The organism is Tundrisphaera macrotermitis, from assembly GCF_051175315.1.
In the GTDB taxonomy this organism is placed as follows: Bacteria; Planctomycetota; Planctomycetia; order Isosphaerales; family Isosphaeraceae; genus Tundrisphaera.
This window is the reverse complement of sequence record NZ_CP195100.1, coordinates 5,705,870-5,724,296: the sequence shown is the minus strand read 5'-3', so window position 1 is coordinate 5,724,296 and position 18,427 is coordinate 5,705,870. Positions and strand designations below refer to the sequence as shown.

Below are 18,427 nucleotides of genomic sequence, written 5' to 3'. Positions count from 1 at the left end.
AAGATCACTCGCCGGCCGATGCGGGCGAGGTCCGGGGCCGGGGCAGCGGGACGCATTCGATGACCGGGGTCTGCTGACCCCGTGAATTCCCGCCCACGGCCAGCAGCGAATGGTCGAGGCCGGGCAGGATCCGGTGGGTGATCCGGGGCAGTTCCCAGGCGCCGATGGCCTCCCAGGCCTGGCCCGAATCGTCGAGCCGGAAGATCCGGCCGGAGGCCCCGCTGTAGTAGATCCGGCCGTCGACGCCGAAAGACGACGTCCCGAAGCCATCATTCTTGCCGGTGCCCGGGAGTTCGGCGGCCTGGGACCAGGTGCCGGCCGAAGGATCGAAGACGTCGACCCGGCGGACCACCTTCATCCCGTCGGTGAGGCCGCCCAGGACAAAGATCTTGCCGCCCGCCTCGGCCGCCGAGAGGGCCCGGCGCCGGAACGGCTGATCGATCTTCTTCCAGCCAAGCTCGGGATGATCGAGGTCGAAGGCCGCGACGTGGTCGACGAACGTGGCCTTCTCGGTCGCTCCTTTCATCTCCCACCCGCCCACGGCGTACACGGTCCGGCCGACGATGACGGCATCATGGGTGGAGCGGGGCTGGGGCAGGGGAGGCAGGTCCGTCCACTTCTTCGTCGCGGGGTCGAACCGGGCGAAGTCGGCGACCGAGTAGAGGTCGTGCTCCTGATCCGGCTGGTTCCGGGCCGACATCCCCCCGACCCGATAGACCGTCGTCCCATCGCTGACCAGCGCAGTCCCCTGAACGTCCCGGGCCATGGGCAGGGATTCCCAGGTCGTCCGATCCTTGAGGTTGAATCGACGGAAGCTTCGGGACGTGGTATTGACGCTGTATTCGTGCGTATGGCCGACATGTCCGCTGTAGACATAGAGCCAGTCCCCCAGGACAGCCCCGCCGAAGCTGTTGACAGCCGGCTCGGTCATGGTGGCGAACGGTGCAGTTCCCGCCTGGGCGTCGCTCGACGCGACCGGCCTGATCTTCGGGAAGACGGTCAGGGTGGCGTAATAGCGGGTCTCTGAGAACGCTTTGCCGGAAATCTCGCCAGCCCTCGCGTCGACATGGTTCGCCCACAGGGCCGACTTGCCCTCGGCCAAACCGGCGATGTCGGCCATCCCGGCGTCGTCCGCGACCGCGTCGAAGGGGTCGCCGTCCTCCGGCGTGACCTTGAGGCGGGCTTTCGCCACCGGCTTGCCTTCGAAGAGGACCTGCACGCGGGGCTTGCCCTCGACCGTGACGAGGCGGGCCCGGAGTTTGTCCCCTTCCTCACTGGCATCGGCCGCGACCGGGGCGGTCTGCGCCCTCGCCGTGTAATAGAGGCGGTAGTCCTTCCCCTCGCGCGACTTGACACCGAGATCCTTGGCGGCGTCGACGTATCGGGGCAATTTGCCCGCCCATCGAGAATCCATCGTCTCTTCGCCTGCGGTTGCGGGCACCGGCTGGCCATCGACGCTCGGGCGGATGTCGCGGACCATGCCGAGGAATTCGGGGCCGCCCGGCGTGGGAGTCTCGCTCAGGAAGAGTCGGATCGTGGTCGCTCCGGCCTCGGCCGCCGGTTCCAGGGTGATCCAGACGAAGTGGGCCGAGCCGGAGCGGGGGGCGAGCAGGAGGGCGGCGGCGATCGTGCCCAACGTGAAGCAGCGGGATGCGAACCGGGTCATCTTGGGTTTCCGAGGGGTTTCGTATGGGTCGACGCGTCGTGATTCGGATCAGCCTTCGTCGGGAAGGCCGCGATTCCGCCTGCGGGCGGTCGCTTCTTGCTGCTGGCGGAGTTTGAGCAGTTGTTCGGATTCGGCCAGGGCTTTCTTGCCCTGCTCCGAGTTGGCATCGACGATGGGCGAGGCATCGGGGGGGGGCGATCCGTGATCGCATCCCCCCGAGGCGACGAAGAGCGCGAAGCCGGCGGCCAGCACCGCCAGGGCGGCCCGGCTTGTGTCGAGCGCCGGGGTCGATTCGGGGGTCATGCCCGTGGCCTCAAAAGGCGTCCGATGAGAGGATTTCCCCGCCGGAGATGGTCGACAGGCCCATGTAGACCGGCATGGCGATCGTGTCCTTGATCGCCCTCACGCTCCCGTCGCCGAAGACGGCGTTGACCAGTCCGGGATGGGCCGAGCGGAAGTTGGGCAACTGCTGCCCAGCGGCCGGCGCGGCGGCCCCGGGCGGGTCGGTGTAGACGTCGGTGATCGAGTCGAAGCCGCAGTCGTTGGCCCGGTAGGGGGCGCCGAGGTGATCGACGGTCCGGGCGACCAGCCCGCCGATGATCCGCTTGTCCGAATCCCAGGTCCTCGACCGGCCATAGGCCATGAACATGATGTTGTCATAATAGACCGTGGCCGTCGGCGCGGCGGCCAGCCCCGGGCTCAGGGGCACGCACACCCGGCTCGCGCCGCCGCCGACGGCCCGGTAACGGTTGCGGAGGTTCCCGCCCGCCGATTCGGCCATCACGAAGGTCTGGCTCGTTCCGTCGACGATGTCCGCGAGCCTCGTCGACGAATTGAAGCCGATCGGCCCCATCCGATCGCTCTCGCCATAGCCGGAGATCGCGTAACGCCCGGCCCCACCATTGAACAGGTAGTCCGTGACCGCCACCTTGCCCGGGGCGAGAGAGTAGGCGGCCGATCCCGATCCCACCGTCGCCCCCACCTCGCCCATCGCCCGGTTGGAGGGGCAGAGGAACACCGAGTGCTGGATGGAAAAGCCCGTGCTGTTCCCCGGCAAAGACCAGCCGAAGTAGGCGGTCGTGCCGCTGTACGAATTCAGATTGAAGTTGAAGGTGTTGTAGGCGTTACCCTGCTCCAGGAATGGCAGGAGGAAGCTATAACCGGTGTAGTTCAGATACACGTGGCCCATCCCCCCCTGCGCGGCGGGAGGCAAGACGCCGGCCGTGTCGTGGTAATTCTGCAGGGCCAGGCCCAATTGCTTGAGATGGTTCACGCATTGGGCCCGGCGGGCCGCCTCCCTGGCCGCCTGCACGGCGGGGAGGAGCAGGGCGATCAATACGGCGATGATCGCGATCACCACCAGCAACTCGATCAGGGTGAAGCCGATACGTCGGGGCGAACGATGCGGCCAGCGTCGCTGTCGATCCATCGGAGCCATCATCTCGGTCAGGACCACGCGCCAGGTCGGACCAGGAACCGACGCGAGGATGCACCTCAATGAGATTGGATCTCAATCTCATTGAATGAGACTCTAGCGACTGGACTGCCGGTCGTCAACTCCTTGGTGGTGAAATCCAGGACAATGGATTCAAGGGTCGAAAACGATCTCGGTGGAATTCCGCCGACAAAAGAAATCGGCCCTCGGAAGCGGGTTCCGAGGGCCGTCGGGTGTTGGTCGCGGTCGGGAGGTTTCGCGGCCTGGTATCAGGGCGCGGGCATCATCCCGTCCATCATGTTCGGCTCGCGCTTCTTGGTCGAATCCTTGATGGCCTGGCGGTAGTTATTTTCCATGTCGCGTCGCACGTCATCGGCCTTATCGCGGGCCTGGCTCCGGACGGTGACCGAACCGTCGGGCCGGACCATGAGGGCCACGGCGGGGACGACGAACGGATTCCGCTCAAGCCCCGCGATGACGGGGAGGGATTGCTTTCCGCCGATCGCGTCGAACATGATCGCCCGGGCGTTGAAGTCGATGAGCGAGTTCGACGCCCCCTTGCCGTCGGAGGACGGGACCAGGGTCGAGGCCTGCTCGCCGACGAGTTCGCCGGGGGTGACGTCGTCATTCCTGACGACCGTCTGGCCGGTGTTGGAGTCCCATTTGACGACCTGGAACTGGACGATGTCGTTGCGACGGTCGGTGGAGACAGGCGTCTGGGCGTAGGCGGCGACGTCGGCCGGGACGGTCACCTCGTCGCTGGGCTCGCTCCAGGGGCCGGCCAGGTGGTCCGACTCCGTATCAACGCCAGGGTTCACGTCGGTGTGGTTCTTGTTGGGATTCACCACGAGGATCCGGGCACGGAATCGATAAGTCGTGTCGGGCTCGACGCTGAAGTCGAGCTTGCGGATCATCAGCTCGGGCTGCTCGGACTTGACGAAGTTCATGTCGTCGCCCGGGCCCATCCCGCCCATCATCATCCCGCCTTCCATGCCCATGCCCTGCATGCCCATGCCTTGCATGCCCATGCCCTGCATGCCGGCCCCTTCCATGCCGGACATACCCATGCCCATGCCCATCCCCATCATGTTGGGATTGGCCTTGGGGATCTCCCGCGCCTCGGCCGGGACGAGCTTGGCGACGTGGACTCCGGTCCAGTAGCCGGCCCTGAGGAACGGCAGGGGGTCGACCAGGGCTTCGAACCGCCGATCGTCGGGGACCAGTTCCTCATCGACCTCGGTGATGTTGTCGAGGACTTTGTAGTTGGCGTTGCGGTCGACGGCCTTCCACTCGGTCCACTCCCCATCGGGAAGCTGCTGCTGGCGTTCCAGGTCGACCTCGTAGTAGTTGGGATAGGCCGTCATCGGGGGCATCTTCAGGGCGGTGGAGAAGTTCTCCCGGAGCTTGGCGTTATCGATCACGGCGGTGATCGTCACCCAACGCTGGCCTTTGGTTTCCTCCTTGTAAATCTGCTGGGGTGCGACGGCCAACGCATCGATCTTGGCCTGTTCTTCCTTCTCCTTGGCCTTGTCGACCTTGCCGATGCCGACGAGGCTCCTCCTGAGGCGCTTCTCCGCCTCGGCCCGCTGCCGCTCCATCTCGGCCTTCGCCTTGGCATCGGCGGCGGCCCCACCCGGCATGCCGGCCTCGCCGAAGTTCATGACCATCTTCTTGGAGGCTTCCTCGTCGACGATCTTCTCCCCCTTCTCGTCGGTCGCGAAGAGCAGAAGCCCCCCGCGGCCGGGGAAGGCGGCCAGATCGGTCGGGGCGACCAGTTCGGGCTGGTCGCGGATCAGGCCGGCGCCCGGTTCGGGGGTGGCCCAGTCGGTGCGGACCTTGTAGTCCTCGGGCTTCAACGCATTCTTGGCCTGATTCTCGACCATCTCCAGGAAGCCGGGGTTCTTGAGGCCCGCTTCTTCCAGCTTGGTGAGGATGTCCTCGGGCTTCTGCTGCTGATTGATGTTCGCCTGGGCGGACTCGGCCGCCTTGAGGAGCTGATCGGGCTGGAGTTCGATCGTGGGTTTGCTGACGGCGATGCCCACGAACGCGACGAGCAAGGTGGCCGCCAGGCCGACAACGAGCTTCTCGCCGTGGTGGAGTCCGAAAGATTTGAGCTTCTCGACTGCCGCGTTAGCCATGATGGGAGAAACCCTTTCGAGAAAGGCCTCGGCGAGGGGGGCGGGCCCCAAGCCCGCCCCCGGGCGTCAGGTAGGGACTCGGACGGGCCGTCACGATTGGGGAGGCGCCGGGGCCGGAGTCGGAGCGGGTGCGGAGGCCGGGGCGGCGCCGTCCGGCTGGGCGGCGGCGGGATCGGCCGGGGCCGGGGTGGCCGGATCGGCGGCCGGGGCCGGCGCGGCCGGATCGGGGGACGTCGCCCCATCGGCCGGCGGGGTCGAGGACGACTCCGCGGGGGCGGGGGGCGGCGGGGCGTTGTAGAACCGGGCCTGGCCGTAGACGGTGACTTCGATCACGTTGTAGTAGGGATCGAGCGCCTTCGCCTTGACCACGGGCTTCGCCTTGGCCTCCTTGGCCGCCTTCTCACGCAAGGCCTTCTTGTCGATGTCGCGGACGCTCTTGCCCTGCTTGGCGGCCGGGTTCATGCCCATGCCCATGCCCATGCCGAGCATGCCCTCGCCGGGCATGGCCATCCCTCGGCCCATGCCCATGTTCATGCCCATGCCATAGCCGCCGGGCATCATCGCCCCGTCCATGCCCATCCCCATGCCATAGCCGCCCATGCCATAGCCGAAGTTCATGTTCATGCCGTAGACGGGCTTCTCGACCGGCTTCATCGGCTTGGAGATCTCGGGCTCCTTCACCTGGATCGAGATCGGGGAGTTCTCCAGCCCGATCAGGAAATCCTGGAGGTGGGCCTGGTCCACGAGGACGCTCATCATGATCGGCAGGGAGGTGTACTGCGTGCTGTCGGTCTTGATGTAGAGCACGAGCCCGGCCTGAGCGTTGGGGTTCGGACTCATCATGCCCATCATGGTGGGGTCCATGCTCGCGTCGGCGGTGGGGGCGGCGGCCGGTTCCTGGCCCTCGGGGAAGAGATCCTGGGCCGGCTCGAGGGTCTCGCCCCGGGCGATCGAGACCTGATCCTGGGCCAGCTGGGTGCCGACCTCGATGCCGTTGATCTGCTTGATGATGGCCCCGTCCCAGTCCTTGGCGCCGACGCTGTCGTTGACCTTCCGGACCACGTCGAGCAGGGCGGTCACGACCCAGAGCCGTTCCTGCTCGGCCCAGACCTTGCCCAGTTCGGGCGGGACGGCGGGGTCGAAGGCGGCCGGCCGGATCAGGATCTGCTCCTCGGGGGCCGCGACGATCCCCGTGCCTTCCAGGGGATCCCAGGGGGTGAAGGACTTGTAGAGCTTGGTGACGAAGTCAGGATAGGCGATCGTGTAGTCGACGATGGCCTGGGTCACCACGCCCCGGTCCACGTTCTCGGGCCACTTCTTGCCCCAGGCCCGGAACTGGGGCTCGACGACCGCGGGCCAGCGGAGCAGGGGCTCCTGCTGCTCGAACAGCTTCTGCCAGGTCGCGTCGACGTCCTTGGTGAGGAGTTCGGTCTTCTCCTTGACGATCGGCGGGTACTGGGAGTTGGGGAGGCCGGGGGAGTTGTATTTCTTGACCTCGGTGTCGGCGTTCTTGATCTCGCCTTCGGCCTTGGTGGTGGCCTCGACGATGGGGCCGATGCCGAGGAAATAGCCGATCATCGGCAGCAACATCGAGATGCCGACGGCGATCCAGAAGCGATGCTTGACGCACTGTCGGAGGAAGACCTTGACTTGATCCATGGTGATCCTGCCCTGGAACGGGGGAAGTCGAGGGGCGGTCCGGGCCGGGCCTGATCGGGCCATCGCGGCCATCGGTTGTGGACGGGGGTCACGGCCCCCGGCGGCCGGTTAGTGCCGCCGGGGTCGTGAGAGATCGAAGGTGCAGAGATCAGGGGGCGGCCGGCGGAGCGGCCGGGGCCGCCCCGGGCGCCGGGGCGGGGGTCGTCCCGGGGGCGGCCTCTTCTCCGGGCGCGGGCGCATCGCCGGTGCCCGGCGGGGGCGTGGCCGGGGTCGGCATCGCCTTGCCGGCCGCCTTCATCGCCTCCTGGACCTTGGTCTGGACCTCCTGCGAATTCTTGAGGGACTCCTGCTCCAGGGTCTTCTCCATCTCGATGTCGGCCGTGGCCGCGATCGTCCCCTTGTTCTTCTCGTCGCCCTCGGCCGCCTGGAGTTCCTTGACGATCTCGGCGAGCGGCTTGGCCGGCTTCTCGGCGGTGGGCGGCTGCCAGACGAACTGGATCAGGAAGTCGGTCCGGGTCTGGGTGACGAGCTCGATCTTTTTGGCCGCGGGGCCTCCCATACCCATACCCATCCCCATGCCCATACCCATGCCCATTCCCATCCCGGGCATGGCACCTTCCATCCCCATGCCTCGCCCCATGCCCATCCCCATGCCCATCATGTCGCCGATCCCGCCGGGGCCTTCCATCCCCGGCATCATCATCCCGCCTTCGCCGGCGGCGGCCACCGGGGGCGTGGCCCGGGCCAGGAGGGTGGCGATGTTGTTGGAGGCATTGCCCGCGGCGCCGCTCTCGGCCGTCCACTTCTTGTCGATGGACAGCCAGGTCAACGCGACGTGGTGGACGCCCATCTCGCGGAGCCTGGGTTTGTAGAACTCGGGCAGAATTTTGTCGGTGATGTACTTGTAGGGCCCGAATTCGACCCACTGCGCCTGCGGCATCTTCTGCTGGGCCAGGCGCTGCTGGGCGGTCGGCGTCGGGTTGTAGTGGTGGCAAAGGATCTGGATGATCCAGCCTTCGCCGGCGGGCGGTTCCTTGCGGTCGAGGGGGTGGAGGGTCCCCTTGAACGCATCCTTGATGGTGCCGTACCACTCGGCGACGTCGGTCCGATAGACCGGCTTGATCTTGTCGACGTGGACCCGGAGCTTATCCAGGACCTTAACGTTGGCCGGGATCCGCGGGTCCAGCTTGTACTGGGCGGCCGGATCGGGCAGGTGGGCATTGATGGTCTGGAGGAACTTGGGCCACATGGCCCGGTCGGTGTCGGCCACCACCAGCGCCTTGCCCTTCGCCAACTCCCCTTCCCAGGCCCCCTTGGCCGCCGAGAAATCGGAGGCGAAGCTGGCGCCCTGGCCGGCGACGCTCTTGGCCCGGTCGGTGGCCGACTTGAACTCGGGGTTCACGACCTTGGCGTAGGCCTTGTAGGCGCCGGCATAGAGCGCCGTGAAGCCGAGCATGAGCATGGCCGAGGCGACCAGCGCCCACGGCTTCTTGCGGCGGATCAGCCGGACCTGCTCGACCTCGGGCGGGAGGAGGTTGGTCTTGAGCTGGCTCTTGCCCAGCCCCTGGAGGGCGAGGCCGTAGGAGACGGCGAACGACGGCAGGTTCTCGACGAACTGGGGGGCGGCCTTGACCTCGTCGCCGACGAGCTTGACATAGCCGTCGAGCTTCTCGACGTCGAGGCCGTTGAGGTTCTGCTGGAGGAACTTCTGGAGCCCGGGCAGCTTGAACCCGTTGCCAAGCCCGACAACCTTGAGGATCGTCGCCTGGCGGTTGACGCTCGAATAGAAGCCGATCGAGCGGTTGACCTCGCTGGCGAAGTCGTTGAAAACCCCGCGCATGGCCGTGAACACGGCCTTCGGGTCGGGCGCCTTGGTGGCGTTCCGCTTCAGGTGCTCGGCCTTGGCGAAGGTGAGCTTCAGTTCCTTGGTCAGGGCGCGGGTGAAGTGGTTGCCCCCGATCGGCACGTTCCGCTGCCAGATCCTCGTCCCGTCGCTGATGATCAGGTCGGTGTTGTCCGCCCCGATGTCGAGCAGGACGATCGACCCCTTCTGGCCCGTGCCCTTGAGCTGGTCGAAGGTGATGTAATTATAGAGGGCGATCGGCCCCATCTGGACGACGTCGATCTCGATGCCGGCGGCCTTGAACGGGGCGATGGCCCGGTGGATCTGGTCGCGCTTCATCGCGAACAGGCCGACCTCGGCCATCGTGAACTCTTCCTCGGCCTCCTCGTCGTCGTTGCCGATCTGCTGATAGGCCCAGACCACCTCTTCCAGGGCGAAGGGGATCTGCTGCCGGGCCTCGAATTTGACGATGTCGGGGATCCGCTTCTTCTCGACCGGGGGGAGCTTGATGAACTTGACCAGGCCGGCCTGGCCCGGCACGGCGATGGCGACCTTGCTGCCCTTCAGGTCGTTGCGGTCCAGGAATGTGGCCAGCGCCTCGCTGACCAGGGCTTCGGGATCGGCGTCGGGCTGGCTGAGGATCTTGGGATATTCGACGTAGTCAAAGGCCTCGGCCACGACCTCGTCGGGCGTCTCGCCCGGGACGAGCTTGAGCGCCTTCAGGGCGGCCTGGCCCATGTCGAGCGCCCAGACGGCCTGGATCTTCGCCATGCGATCAGTCTCCATGGGGGCCGCCGTCCAGGCCCGAGGAACGGGCCGGGGGTCGGACGAACCGGTCAATCCGATGAGTCGAGGCCATGCGACGGGGAAAACCGGGCAAACCGGTCGGCCGGTGGAGCCGCCCGCCTATCGGAGGAACACGCTAGCATAGCCGTTCGCCCGATGTCCAATGCGTCGGAGGGACGAACGATCGACTGGCAACCCATTCGACGAAGGATCCCGGCGGAAAGTTCCCGGGAGGGCCCGAGATTCCAGGAGGCCGGACGTCGTCGGCCGGGAGCAAGGCGGTGCCGAGCGGAGTTCCCCGCGGATTTGCGTAATCGTAACATACGTTCGCGGGCGAAGCGGCGTTCGGCCGCGGTTCCCGGAATGATCTTCCCCCCGCCCCGGTCCATCCGTCACGATTGCCCCATGAATCCACTGCCGATCGACGCCTCGATCCCCGAGATCCTGGAGGCCGCGCGGGTTGCGCGGAGCCTGGTCCTGATCGCCCCCCCGGGCGCGGGCAAGACGACCCGGGTCCCGCCGGCCTTGCTCGGGTCGGGGCTGCTCGACCCGGCCCACCCCCGCCTCGTCTTACTCCAGCCCCGGCGGGTCGCCGCCCGGGCCGCCGCCGCGCGGATTGCCGACGAGAACGGCTGGAGGCTCGGCGAGGAGGTCGGCTATCACATCCGGTTCGAACGGAAGATCGGCCCGCGCACCCGGCTCCGGGTGCTGACCAAAGGGCTGCTCAACCGGCAGCTCGTCGCCGACCCATTCCTGGAAGGGGTGGGGGCGGTGGTGCTCGACGAGTTCCACGAGCGGAGCCACGACTCGGACCTCGCCATCGCCCTCCTCCGCGAGATCCGCGAGACGGTTCGCGAGGACCTGATCCTGGTCGTGATGTCGGCCACGATGGAGGCCGGCCCCGTCGCGCGGTTCCTGGGCGATTGCCCGATCGTCCGCGCCCAGGGCCGTTCTTACCCGGTCAGCATCTCCTACCGGGGAAGCGCCGATGCGACGACGCCGCTCCACGACCGCGTCGCGTCGGCGGTCCGGGACGTCCTGGATTCGGGAGAGGCGACCGGGGACATCCTGGCGTTCCTGCCCGGCGTCGAGGAGATCCGACGGGCCGGCAGCGCCCTCGAAGGCTGGGCCCGGCAGGTGGACGCCTCGGTCCTCCCGCTCCACGGTTCCCTGTCGGCGGACGAGCAGGACCGGGCCCTGCGGCCGGCCGCGCAACGCAAGGTCATCCTCGCGACCAACATCGCAGAGACATCCTTGACCATCGACGGCGTGGCCACGGTGATCGACGGCGGGAGGGCCCGCTATGCCAGCTACGACCCGGAGCGCGGGCTGGACCGGCTCGAACTCGGGCGGATCAGCCGGGCCTCGGCCGACCAACGGGCCGGTCGCGCCGGCCGGACCCGGCCCGGACGCTGCGTCCGGCTGTGGAGCGAGGGGGAACACCGGGGCCTGCTCGACGCCGACGTGCCGGAGATCGGCCGGGTCGACCTGTGCGGGACGGTCCTGGCCCTCCACGCCTGGGGGCAGGCCAACCCGTCCCGATTCGGTTGGTTCGAAGCGCCGCCGGCCCTGTCGCTCGAAGCTGCCGAGTCGCTCCTGACGATGCTCGGCGCCCTCGATCCGGTCCGGAAGGAAATCACACCGATCGGCCGCCGTCTCCTGGAGATTCCGGCCCACCCCCGGATCGGCCGATTGCTGCTGGGGGCGGCGGAGATGGGGCTGGCGGAGGAGGGGGCTGCCCTGGCGGCCCTGCTCTCGGAAAAGGATATCCTGGCGGGCGGACCCGGCCGGGCGGTCAGGCCCTCGGTTCATGCTGCATCGGACATCCTGATCCGGCTCGACCGGCTCGGCGAGGCGGAACGTGCCCGATTCGCCCCGCATCTTCGCGACAGCGGGATCGACCCCAACTCAGCCCGCCAGGCGGCCAAGGTCCGCGATGACCTGCTCCGGATCGCGCGCAGGCTGCCCGGATCTGAGGGCCGCCGCGACCCCGACGAGGCGGACCTGCTCCGTCTGGTCCTGCTCGCCTACCCCGACCGCGTGGTCCGACGCCGGGGCGGCGACGGCTCGACCGGCGTGATGGTCGGCGGCCGGGGCGTGAAACTCGACCCGGCCTCGGTCGTCCGCGAGGCCGAATTCTTCCTGGCCATCGACCCCCGCGAAGACCGCCGGGGCGGCACCCTTGAAGCCCGGGTCCGGATCGCCAGCGCGATCGAGTTGCCCTGGCTCAACGAACTGTTCCCCGGCTCGGTGGGCCGCGACCGCGCGGTCCGGTTCGACGAGGGTCGGCGTCGCGCGGTCGGCGTCGCGTCCCTGGTCTATCGCGGGCTGACCGTCCGCGATGATGCCAACGCGCCGGTCGATGCCGAGGCCGCGGCGGCCTGCCTCGCCGACTATCTCCAGCCCCAGGGCCGATCCTGGTTCGAGGCCGATCCGTCGTGCGGCCCGTGGCTTCTCCGTTTCGACCTGGCCCGGCGCTTGATGCCCGAGGTCGGCTGGCCGGAGTTCTCGGAGGAGGACTGGTCCGACCTGATCGCCTCGGCTTGCCGGGGCTGCAAGGGGCTGGATGAGATCAGGTCGGGGATGGTTCTCGCCGCCCTCAAATCGAAGCTGAACTACGCCCTGAATCGGACGCTCGACGAGCAGGTCCCCGAGGCGCTCGCGGTCCCGTCGGGCAACCGGATCCGTCTCGAATACCGGCCCGACGGCCCGCCGATCCTGGCGGTCCGCCTCCAGGAGATGTTCGGGCTGGCCGAGACCCCGAGGATCGCCGGGGGCCGGATGCCGGTGGTGCTGCACCTGCTGGGGCCCAACTATCGCCCGGTCCAGATCACAGAGGATCTGCGCAACTTCTGGATGGAGACGTATTTCCAGGTCCGCAAGGATCTCCGTTCCCGGTATCCCAAGCATTCGTGGCCCGATGATCCCCTGGCGGCCCGGGCCGAGGCCAAGGGGAGCCGGCGGACGTCCGGGTGAGCCTTCAGCACAGGGCCGATACGATCGCATTCGAGAGCCGGGCCAGGTACGCCCCTTCTATACCTTGCGGGAGGGTCGAGAGGATCACCGCGAACGAGTCGCTATCGGGGTCCGCCCAGGCGACGGTCCCGGTGGCTCCCCAGTGGCCGAAACCGCGGGGGCCGACCAGGTCGCCGAAGTAGGCCGAGGTCCCCGGCCACATCAGCCGCCATCCGAGCCCCCAGGGGCGGAGCCGACGAGTTTCGGCCTCGATCCCGGGGAAGGTCGCGGTCTGGTTTGCGGTCATGAGCCGGGCCGAGGCCGAGCCCAGGATGCGGACCCCGTCGAGGCTCCCGCCGTCCAGGGCCATCCGGAGGAACCTCGCGTAGTCGGCGGCCGTGGTGATCAGCCCGCCCCAGGCCGAACCGAGCCCGAGCCAGTAGGGCGAGTTCCAGTGATGTTGGGTTCGTTTCGTCTCGGGATCGAGCTGGATCCTCGCCACCCGCGCCTGGCGGTCCGGGCTTGCACCCAGCGAAGTGTCGGTCATGCCGAGCGGGCGGAAGATCTGGGACGCCAGAGCCTCGGGCAGCGGCAACTCCGACAGTTTGGAAATGATGGCGCCCAGGACGGCGAAGGCCATGCTCGAATACCAGGACCGCGAGCCGGGCGGGAACAGGAGGGGCTGGCGGCAGGACCCGGCGACGAACGCGTCGTTGGGAGAGAACGAGGCGCGGAGGGCGTCGTTATCGGGAAGCATGTCGGGAAGCCCCGACGTGTGGGCGAGGAGGTGGCGGACCCGGACCAACCCCTTGGACTCGGCCGCGAACTCGGGCAGGATCGAGGCGACCGATTCGTCCAGGGCGAGCCAGCCGCGCTCGACCATCTGCATCACGGCGACCGCGATGACCGGCTTGGTCAGCGATGCGGCCAGGAACAAGGTCTCCGGGCCGATCGGACCGGCCTTGGGTTCGTTTGAGACCCGCCCGGCGAGCTTCTCCAGGGTTGCACCGGCCTGGCCCACGCAGACGGCGAGCCCCGGGACCTCGCCCGATGCCGTCCAGGCATCGACCAGGGCGAATGCCTCGGCCATCCGGTTCAGGGACCAGGTCGGGCGGCCCTCGCCGGGGAGTCGGGTTGGCTCGGCCAAGGGCATGCTCCGTCCGGGACGAGGGGGCCTGTGTCGGCCCCTGGTTTACCCCACGGCCGGTAGGTCGGCAATGGGGCAGGGGGCGGCCCCATCGATCGCGGAGGGCCGGGAGAACAATGGCATGGAGTCGGCCTCCGCCTTGACGACGGATTCTGTGACGGCCGGACGGCCACGGATGGCTTCGATTTTCTTCCGGAGCCGCGCCGAGACGCTGGCATGCGCGGCCTGGCTCTGGAGCAGGTGATAGAACCGGGGGCCCACCTCGGGGCCATACTTCGCGACGTAATTCTGGAGCTTCCGCACGGTGGTCAACCTCGATGAATGAAGTGGTCCATACTCGTTCGATTTGGCTCCCATTAATACGCCGGCGAGACGATCCAAGTTCGCGAAAGCACAACCATTTGCGTCATTTTTCGACGCCCTTTTTCGCCCATCGATCTGCACGACGAAAACGGCCCGGATCCGGCGGTGGGCAACCGCCGGATCCGGGCCGAGATGGGTTCGATCGGGAATCGATCGTGAGGGCGTCAGCTCAGGCCGGGCAGGATGCCATCGCCACAGAAGTCCGGGTTGCCGAACCGCTCGATCGTGTGCCCCATGCCGTGGGCCATCGCCATCAGGAGGCGGTTGTGGGAGACCTTCTTGTACTTGAGCGAACGGCCCATCTTGAAGTCGAGGCCGTTGCCCACCAGGACGAACGGGATGTTGTCCAGGGTGTGGGAATTGCCCTTGCCCAGCTCGTTGGTCCAGACGATCGTGGTGTTGTCCAGCAGGGTGCCGGGGCCGCCCGGCTCGGGCGTCTCGGCCAGGCGCCTGGCGAGGTAGGCCACCTGCTCGGCGTACCACTTGTTGATCTTGGTGAGCTTCTCGACCGAACTCTCGTCGCTGTCGGGGTTGTGCGAGAGTTCGTGATGCCCCTCGTCGACCCCGATCCAGCGCATCTTGGCCCCGCCCACCGAGTGGGTGTACTGGAGGGTGGCGACGCGGTTGAAGTCGGCGGCGAAGCCGTTGACCATCAGGTCGATCTGCATCTTGCTCAGGCGGGGGATGTTGTCGTTCTGGGCCTTCACCCCAGGCTCCAGCTCCGGGACCTCGTGGTCGAGGTGGGCGCTGTCGTCGGCCCGGAGTTCTTGCTCCATCTCGCGGACGAAGGTGGCGTGCTCGTCCAGGATGCGCCGGTCCTCGGCCCCGACGCAGGCGCCCACCTTCTTGAAATCGTCCTGGAGGTCGTCGAGGATGCTCCGGAGGCTGGCGCGATCCTTGGCCCCGCCGTACATCTTGGCGAACATCCGGTACGGATCGTCGATCGGCGTGAGCGGCTTGTTGGGGCCGGCGTAGACCATGCGAGTCCACGTATCGGCCCGGTCGGGGACCAGGACCCCGTATTCGAGCGAGCCGAACCTCGTCCGCGTCGCCGGGTTAGCCTGGAGGTGGTTCTTGATCTCCTGGTCGATCGAGTGCCCGCTGGCCCAGCCGGCCGGGGTGTCCGACCCGCCCTGGATGTTCCCGGGGAACAGCTCGATGCCGGTCAGAAGGCAGCCCATCCCGCGCATGTGGTTGTCGCCGTCGCCGCGGACCTTGTCGCAGACCCCGTGGAGGGTGAGCGTCCGGTCCCGGAACGGTTCCAGCGGCGTGAGGCTCTCCTTGAACGAGGCGAGCGGGCCTTCCTCATCCGGCCAGAAGTTCTTGGGGATGACCCCGTTCGGGCTGAAGATGATGACCAGCCGCTTCTTGCGCAGCAGTTCCCCGGCCGCCGCCCCGTCCCCGGCGCGGGCCAGGCTGGGCAGGTTCCAGAGGAACGGCAGGGCCGCGGCCCCGACGCCCAGGTCACGAAGGAAATCGCGTCGAGTCTTCGTCTGGGCCATGATCGGAATGCTCCCGGGACAGGTGGTCCGCCGCGTCACTGGTTCGTCGGGGAAGCCGGTTTCGAGTCATCGGTCCGAGAGGCCGTCGCTGGACTTGCCCCCGAGGCGACGGCGACCGGCTTCTGACCGAGCACGGCGATCGAGATCATCAACTCGCGGATGTTGGACTGGGACGATGCGAACGAGCGGGCCAATTCGGCCCGCGCCTGGGGCGAATAGGCCGCGATCGGCTGCTTGACCATGAAGTGGAAAAGCTGTCCGACGAAGGCCTCACGCACCTCATCGCTCTCCGCCAGGATCTTCCCCAGGCCCCTCGCCCCATCATACGGGATCGGCGTGCCCGAGGGGGGATCGTAACTGCCCGAGGCATCGATCGGCTTCCCCTTCTCCTCGGTTCGGAGGCGGCCCACCGCATCGAAGCGCTCCATGCCGAATCCCAGGGGATTGATCATCCCGTGGCAGGTCATGCAGGCCGCCGGGCTGGTCTGGAGCGTCACGCGTTCCCGCGTGCTCAAGCCGGCGTGGAGATCCGGGGCCAGAGGGGAAACGGCGACGGGCGGGGGCTTCAGCCCGCGGCCTAGGACGCTCCGGGCGACGAAGACCCCGCGATGGATCGGCGAGGTGGAGCCGGTATACGCGAAGCTGGCCATCAGATAGGGATGCGAAAGGACGCCGGCCCGCTGGTCGGGGTCGAGCGGCATGCGCCGGAACGGGGCGTCGGCCGGGGCTTCCTGGGCATAGAACTTGGCGAGCCGCCCGTTGAGATAAACGTCATCGGCCAAAAGCAGCCGGCGGAAGTCGGCCTCCGGCGAAGCGATCACGTCATCCAGGAAGAGATCGAGCGAGGTACGCAGGTCGGCCACGACCTCGGCATCGAACCCCGGATAGAGAGCGGGGTCCTTGGCGATGTCGTGGACCTGATCCACCTTGAGCCACTGGAGGAAGAATTCGCGGAGCTTGGCGCGGGCCCGGGGGTCGTCGGCCATGCGCCGGGCCTGGGCCTCGACCTGATCCGGCTTAGCCAGCTTGCCCGAGGCGGCGGCATCGAGCAGGGCCCGGTCGGGGGGGCCATCCCACAGGGCGAAGGACAACCGGGAAGCTACCTCATGGGCGTCGTCCCGACGGTCAACCTCGCGATAAAGGAACCGGGGCGATTTCAGGGCCAGGAGGATGGTCCGCTTCAGGGCCTCCTCGGGGGGCCGCCCCTCGGCGAACTGGCGGTCGATGTACGTCGCCTTCTGGACATCATCGAGGGGCCGGCGGAAGGCACGCTCGACGAACCGGGCGGCGAACTCGCGGATCTTGCCGGGCCGATCGCCCGCATCGTCTCGGGCACCGGCCAGTTCCGGCAGCCGGTCGACGACATACCCGGCCACCTCGATCGCGGCCTCGGTGGTGGCCTGGTCCCACGCCTTGGAGATCGCCGTTCCCCGCTCGTAGCCGACGCTCCGGTCGTCGGGCGGGAAGTGGGTTTCCAGGGCGTAGACCATCGGCGCGTTCTGGGGCGAGAGGTAACGCTCGGGGATGGGCCCGGTCACGCGGCCCGGGGGCTTCCAGGCCAGGGTGATCGAGGCAGGCGCAGGGGGCTTTTCCTGTTCCTTCTTATCCTTGGAGTCGTCGACGCCCGGCTTGGCCTTGGTGAACTCCAGCCGGATCGGCACCCGGCGACCGCCCAGCAGGTGGATCGTCGCCCGGTATTCCGTGTCCGACCCCGACCGGACCGTGGCATCGATGAGCGGCTTGCGGGGGTCGTTGACGAACAGCTTCATGGCGTGGTCGGAATGGACCAGGAACTCGTATTCGCCGGTGTCGGGCGGGAGGATCGACCCATCCCACCGGATCGCGAACTCCTTGGGATCGAAGCCTTCCGGGGCCGGCGCACTCGTCCCGAAATCGAACCGGATCGCCGGGTCGACGCGGTCGATCACCTTTTCGGCATCCCTCATCCGGCGGCTCTTGAAGTAGGCCGCGTGCAAGCCCTGGGCGTCCCCCGGCCGTTCGGGGGCCTGCCGGAAGCTCCCGATCAGGTCGGCGACGGCATTGGCATACTGCCGCACGGTGAGCCGGGACAGTTCCACCCGGGCGGGGCGGTTGCGGGCCCGGGCCAGGGGGGAGTAGAAGGCGTCATGGATGTAGGCCGCGACCTGATCCGCCTCCTCGCCGACGCACGTGCCGGGATCATCCTCCGGCATGGTCTTGGCGATCAGGCGGGACAGCTGCGCGACGGATCGGTCCCCTTCGAGGGGACGCGGGAATTCCGCGGTGCCGGCCCCGTCGGCCCCGTGGCAGGACGCGCATCGTTTCTGATAGGTCGCCGCGCCGGGGTGCGGGTCGTCGGCCTTCGCCGGGCACGGGGCGGCGGCGAGGACGAGCAGCGCAACGACGCTCAGGTGGCGGGGAGCGATCTTGGTCATGCGGACCGCCGCGGGGGCAAGGCCGTATCGAATCGGGCGGGGCCGATTTCGCATCGGGCGGGGGAGGGTGCGGACCGCCCTCGATCTCCGGTCTCGGCCAGGGCCGAGCGCAAGTCGGGGCGATGAGCTTGAAGTTCTTTATAATGGACGAACGCCCGATCGACAAGGCGCGCGGTCCGATTGGCTTCGTTTTCGACCCATCCCTCCAGGCCCATCGGCTCGCTGGATCGCGACGATCAGGCCGGGGAATCGCCTCGGAGGGGGCTCGGCTGGTCTGCAGGGAGACCAGGGCCGGGGAATCGGGCCAATCGACGCCCTCGCACGATCCCGCCCGGGGCGTGCAGGCGCCCCACCCGAGACGATGTGTCGATCCGGACCGGGGAGACGGCAAGCGGTGAGGGTCGAGAGCGTTGCATCGGGTGATGCCCCGAAGAAGGCCGCAGGAATTCATCCCTGCGTCGGTGGGATGGGTCATATTCCTGACGGAACCCTCGCCCCCCCGTCCAACCGTCCTTCCGG

Annotated in this window: 11 protein-coding genes; 1 reads left to right on the top strand and 10 read right to left on the bottom strand. The window is 67.9% G+C overall.

From position 1 onward, the window contains the following. Positions 1–4: 4 nt before the first annotated feature. The 6 genes from TA3x_RS23125 to pilM form a co-directional block, all read right to left on the bottom strand. Positions 5–1,666, bottom strand: coding sequence for a kelch repeat-containing protein (locus TA3x_RS23125; RefSeq protein ID WP_435017038.1), 1,662 nt, complete (start codon positions 1,664–1,666; stop codon positions 5–7). A 48-nt stretch (positions 1,667–1,714) separates the two neighbouring features. Continuing rightward, positions 1,715–1,969, bottom strand: coding sequence for a hypothetical protein (locus tag TA3x_RS23120; protein ID WP_435017037.1), 255 nt, complete (start codon positions 1,967–1,969; stop codon positions 1,715–1,717). A gap of 10 nt (positions 1,970–1,979) precedes the next feature. Further along, positions 1,980–3,095: a DUF1559 domain-containing protein gene (locus tag TA3x_RS23115; RefSeq protein WP_435017036.1), complete on the bottom strand. Its 1,116-nt coding sequence runs from the start codon at positions 3,093–3,095 to the stop codon at positions 1,980–1,982. 275 nt (positions 3,096–3,370) lie between these two features. Continuing rightward, positions 3,371–5,239 (bottom strand): hypothetical protein, encoded by a 1,869-nt coding sequence (locus TA3x_RS23110; protein WP_435017035.1) that lies wholly within the window; start codon positions 5,237–5,239, stop codon positions 3,371–3,373. A gap of 90 nt (positions 5,240–5,329) precedes the next feature. Then, positions 5,330–6,898, bottom strand: a complete 1,569-nt coding sequence (locus TA3x_RS23105) for a hypothetical protein (RefSeq protein WP_435017034.1) — start codon at positions 6,896–6,898, stop codon at positions 5,330–5,332. Between the two features lie 148 nt (positions 6,899–7,046). Further along, entirely contained in the window at positions 7,047–9,512 is a 2,466-nt protein-coding gene (gene pilM, locus TA3x_RS23100; protein WP_435017033.1) for a type IV pilus assembly protein PilM, read from the bottom strand. A gap of 420 nt (positions 9,513–9,932) precedes the next feature. Between pilM and hrpB the strand changes: the two genes are divergently transcribed. Then, positions 9,933–12,503: an ATP-dependent helicase HrpB gene (gene hrpB / locus TA3x_RS23095; protein ID WP_435017032.1), complete on the top strand. Its 2,571-nt coding sequence runs from the start codon at positions 9,933–9,935 to the stop codon at positions 12,501–12,503. A 4-nt stretch (positions 12,504–12,507) separates the two neighbouring features. Here the strand turns inward: hrpB and TA3x_RS23090 are convergent, their stop codons facing one another. The 4 genes from TA3x_RS23090 to TA3x_RS23075 form a co-directional block, all read right to left on the bottom strand. Continuing rightward, on the bottom strand, positions 12,508–13,629 hold the full coding sequence (locus TA3x_RS23090) for a serine hydrolase domain-containing protein (protein ID WP_435017031.1): 1,122 nt from the start codon (positions 13,627–13,629) through the stop codon (positions 12,508–12,510). Between the two features lie 45 nt (positions 13,630–13,674). Beyond that, positions 13,675–13,932: a hypothetical protein gene (locus TA3x_RS23085; RefSeq protein WP_435017030.1), complete on the bottom strand. Its 258-nt coding sequence runs from the start codon at positions 13,930–13,932 to the stop codon at positions 13,675–13,677. A 224-nt stretch (positions 13,933–14,156) separates the two neighbouring features. Then, positions 14,157–15,494 carry a DUF1552 domain-containing protein gene (locus TA3x_RS23080; protein WP_435017029.1) on the bottom strand — a complete coding sequence of 446 codons (1,338 nt, stop codon included), beginning with the start codon at positions 15,492–15,494 and terminating at the stop codon, positions 14,157–14,159. 35 nt (positions 15,495–15,529) lie between these two features. Then, positions 15,530–17,908 (bottom strand): DUF1592 domain-containing protein, encoded by a 2,379-nt coding sequence (locus tag TA3x_RS23075; protein ID WP_435017028.1) that lies wholly within the window; start codon positions 17,906–17,908, stop codon positions 15,530–15,532. Positions 17,909–18,427 lie beyond the last annotated feature (519 nt).